Origin of the sequence: Phenylobacterium sp. (assembly GCF_030645195.1) — a bacterium.
In the GTDB taxonomy this organism is placed as follows: Bacteria; Pseudomonadota; Alphaproteobacteria; order Caulobacterales; family Caulobacteraceae; genus Phenylobacterium.
Genome location: NZ_JAUSLW010000121.1, coordinates 1 through 4,141 on the forward strand (window position 1 = coordinate 1; position 4,141 = coordinate 4,141).

Here is a 4,141-nt window from a genome sequence, read left to right on the forward strand (position 1 = left end):
GAGCCCTATCCGGAGAGTCCGGCCGGCACGCTGCGAACCCTGACCTCTCCGCGCGCCGGCCTCTTGCAACACCAGCCGACCAAGGCTCAGATCAACCCAGGACTCTCGTTATGGCTGGATGAGAAACGGGGGTCACGTCAGCTTCGAGCGCGGACTTTGGCCACGGCAGGTTGTAGAAGTGTATCTCGTTGTAAGTCGCTGTCGCGCCGTCCTGCGCCTTCGAAAAGGGCTGAATTTCTGCTTGGGCCAATAGGACCATATCGTTTTTAGCCGATTTCACTGCGCGGCTAAGATCGGGAACACCGTAGCCAATTTCCCGTAGAACTTCCTGGTGCGGGCCCTTTTTAGCGCCCTTCCAATGAAGGCCACGGCCAATGAGACGCTCACGCATCGGGCCAACCCAATCGGCGGAGTGAACGGTCAGCGCCCGATATGTCTCAGGCCACAGGCCTGGAAGCTCCGCCTTGAGGCGACCAAGGTAGTTGCCCGCCATTCCAGCTGCCGCGCTGGTGGCCCAAAAAGGAAGTAGAGGCTCGTTAGCAACGTCCGATCCTGCAGCCAGAACGGAAAGCGAGGGGTGCCAGTCGCAATTGTCACCCACATCTACCGCCATATTGCCAGCTTCGAAAAGCACCTCAGGTTTGATGGGCGTCAGATCGCTAGCAATGGTGTTGGACCCACGACTGAAAGGACTTACGTCATTAGCCTTGACCAAAGTCCGGACCCCGAGCTCGAACGGCTCGATAGTATCCTTGGCCGTATATCCGCCAACAGTGAGCGCGTTCCAACTCTGCGCGGGGTCTTCTATCGCCGCCTGCTGAAGAACTTCATGTCTTTGACCGCCTTGAACGTTTCCAGCAGCCACAACAATCAAGCGCTTTGCCGTCTTCGTCGGCGGCTCTCCTGTAGAAAGATCGGCTAGTGTCGAGCCTGAAGCTAGCTGGTCCAATGCCCCGCTCCATGAGGAGGGTTGCATCGCCGAACAAAGGTCAGTCGAACTGGCGATGCAAAACGTGCGCGCGCTCTCCACCCCGTTTAGTTCGGCAATTGCCACCGCGCCTTGTGTAATGGCCCCGTAACTCGGGACGGTCGGCTGCGGAAAGCCTGGAGGCGTCAAGTATTTGACCGATTCCACGCTGTGCGTCAGACGTAGCTCGCGTTGGTCAGCCATGGCGGCGAATAGGTCGCCATAGAGCACAAGTCCCGCGAGAGCTGTGCCATGTCCGCCATGGCGGATATGGTCATCGGTCCCCCAGGCTTCATCGAAGGACCACGCGCCTCGCATTCCCTTGGCTATCAGTGGGTGGGCGGCCGATACGCCGCTGTCCAGCACACAGATGACTGGAGCACCCGGAGGAGGAGGCGTGACCCGAGCTAGTAGCTCGGCGACATGGTCTGCCGGCCCCAAGCCAGCATCGCGCCCCTCTTGGAGGAACACCTGGATGGTGTCGGTTGCTCGCCGCACTTCCACGAAGGCGCCAGGGGCTCGGGAAACGAACTGAATGAGCGCGCGAGAGGGAGAGAGGACATGCAGGACTATGGTGTCGGGGAATTGCAGGCGGTCAGGATGTACATCTAGGCCGTCCTTTCGCGCGGCTGCGGCTACTAGATCGGCGCGCCCAGGCGCTTCTCGAACCCACAATTCCCACCAGACGGGATCGAGAATTTCGTGCTGCAGCAGTGGCGTGAAAAGCGCTGCAGCGTCGGTGCGGACGAGGGTCTCCAGAGGCTCAAATTTGTCGATGTCCGGTCGCCGCTCGTTGCCCGGATCCTTTCCGTAATTCTCCAACCGAGAGGCGAGAAACGCTCTGGCGTCGTCAGGCACAAAAACCACAGCGCTCTCCGTGCGCTCGCGTCGCTCGGACTTCAGAACGACGATGTCTTCAGCTGTAAACTGAAGATTCGTGGGGATTTTGGCCGGGCCGGACGTATCTAGCTTTGGCGCTTTCGTTTCGATCTCCACAAGGACGCCGGGCTTCAGACCCGGAAGGGAGAGACGAGCATCCGCATCTGCGGGAGGTACAGGGCCGAGCGCTTCAGCCAATTGTGTTAAGAGAGCGTCGGCATGTGCAGCGTAGTCGTCGCGGAGTGGTTTCGACGTTTGCTTTCGCTTGGGAAAAACATATCCCGCGACGTCTTGAAACTTCTCAATGCGAACGTGAGGAATGTTCCGAGTCCCAAAGTCCTCAAGGTCAGCCATTTGCCCCGCCGATCACATAACTCCTTGTGATCATGGGACATCAGAACTTAAGTCTCAACCCTCGCGCTAAATCGGTGACGCACTCGCGCTCGGTCCTTCAACGCAGCCTCCAGACGCTCGGTGGAAATTTCGCCTTGGCCGGATAGGATCGCGCCTTTGACAACAGAGTCTGCGGCTCGGACGAGTTCTGCTTGGCTTAGACCATCCAACGCGCCGGCCAATCGCTTCCAGGCCACAGCATTGACCTTGAATTTCCCAAGACGACGTTCGACCACAGCCTTCGCCGCACCGGCATCAGGCACCTTATATTCGATCAACTCGTCAAACCGGCGCGCCAGAGCTTCGTCAAGCATGCTTGAATGATTGGTCGCCGCGACAACCAAACTATCAGTAGAGTTGGGCTCCTCCATGAACCCCAGAATAGAATTTAGGACCCGGCGAATTTCCCCAACGTCGTTTTGATCTCCACGACGAGCACCTAACGCATCGAACTCATCGAGCAGGTAGACCCCGCGCACCTGACTGACCTGATCGAACAACAAGCGAAGCTTGGCGGCAGTCTCGCCCAAGAATCGGCTGAACAGCGCATCTAGGCGGACCGTGAATAGGGGTAGCCTCAATTCGCCGGCCAATGCCGATGCGGTCATGGTTTTGCCCGTACCCGGCGGGCCCACGAGGATCACATGTGTTGCTGGACGCTGCCCATGATCCCTCAAGACCGCGCGCTCGCGTTGTTCCAGCAGTAGACGGCGGAGCCGAGCTTCCACGTCTTCCGAAAGCACCATGTTGGTAAGCAAGGTCTTCGGGTATGCGCTCTCGACCAACCCTTGAAGTTCACCCTTCGGCCGCGCGAGGGGAATCGGACTCGGAGCGACTAGAATATCCTCACGACGTCGGTCGCGAGCCTTCTGGACCAATCTCTTTAAGATTTCCGCATCTTGTTTACTGCCAGAACGAGCGGCTTGCGCAGCTGCCTGGAGCGCGATTGAAAGGAACAGTTCCTCATCGCCCTCAAGGTGGGAGTTGAGCAGAGCAACGATCTGCTTTGCCGACATCAGATCCTCCTCTCTACTCGTCTCGATCAAATTGCAGCGCGTCGGCTGACGCGCCATCCAGGACAACGCTCATTGAAACGCCTCGCTCACGAGGTCGCCGCTATATAACAGTTGACTGTCGCCGAGTCGGCCGACAGCGCGCGTCGATGATTCGACGCACCGGATAGCAATAGAACATACAGAGAACATCACAAGGCTGCCGCGAGTGGCTGGCGTCCGGTTTTGACGCCACAACAGTTCAGCGGCACCTGAATTGCCATGCACGCGACAATCCTGTTGATAAGCTTAGTTCCGACCGAGCAGGTGGGTGTTTGTGGTTAATGCGCACTTAAGGGCCGGCTCTTGATGCCCTCGAAGGCTACTTGCGGCATATCGGCTGATCATTCGATCTCTCACGAGCCCCCATGCCCACCTTCGCCACCTGCCACTGCGGCGCCGTCCGCCTCACCCGATCCCGCGCCGGTGGAGGTGACCGAGTGCAACTGCTCCATCTGCCGGCGCTATGGGGTGCTGTGGGCCTATTATGAGCCGGCCCAGGTGCGGATCGAGGGCGGGGCGACCGAGGTCTATATGTGGGATGACCGGTCGATCGGGTTCCACCGCTGCGCGGCCTGCGGCTGCGTCACCCACTGGAGCGCGGTCGATCCGGGGCGCAACCGGATGGGGGTGAACGCGCGGCTGATGGACCTCGAGGTCGTGGCGGCCGCCCGGCTGCGGCGCCTGGATGGGGCGGTGAGCGAGCGGCACGTGGACTGAGCGGCGGGAGCCGACTGGAGAGTGTCATGCTGAGCCCTGATCCCGAGGTTGTGCTGGCCCGGTTGCGGGGGGTGGCGCTGGCGCTGGCCGAGACCGACGAGGTGGTGTCGCACGGCGTTCCGGCCTTCCG

At 59.9% G+C, this 4,141-nt stretch carries 3 protein-coding genes; 1 reads left to right on the forward strand and 2 read right to left on the reverse strand.

What is annotated here, in order from left to right; genetic code table 11:
* Nucleotides 1-91: 91 nt before the first annotated feature.
* Both Q7T09_RS10610 and Q7T09_RS10615 read right to left on the reverse strand, forming a co-directional pair.
* Entirely contained in the window at nt 92-2,200 is a 2,109-nt protein-coding gene (locus tag Q7T09_RS10610) for a S8 family peptidase (RefSeq protein WP_304699575.1), read from the reverse strand.
* 47 nt (nt 2,201-2,247) lie between these two features.
* Nucleotides 2,248-3,255, reverse strand: coding sequence for an AAA family ATPase (locus Q7T09_RS10615; protein ID WP_304699576.1), 1,008 nt, complete (start codon nt 3,253-3,255; stop codon nt 2,248-2,250).
* 468 nt (nt 3,256-3,723) lie between these two features.
* Here Q7T09_RS10615 and Q7T09_RS10620 point away from each other — a divergent pair, with 468 nt between their 5' ends.
* Nucleotides 3,724-4,011, forward strand: coding sequence for a hypothetical protein (locus Q7T09_RS10620; protein ID WP_304699577.1), 288 nt, complete (start codon nt 3,724-3,726; stop codon nt 4,009-4,011).
* Nucleotides 4,012-4,141 lie beyond the last annotated feature (130 nt).

What these genes read in the sequence shown, in the direction of transcription:
- Q7T09_RS10610 (WP_304699575.1), bottom strand. Translation starts at nt 2,200, where the DNA reads ATGGCTGACCTTGAGGACTTTGGGACTCGGAACATTCCTCACGTTCGC.
- Q7T09_RS10615 (WP_304699576.1), bottom strand. Translation starts at nt 3,255, where the DNA reads ATGTCGGCAAAGCAGATCGTTGCTCTGCTCAACTCCCACCTTGAGGGC.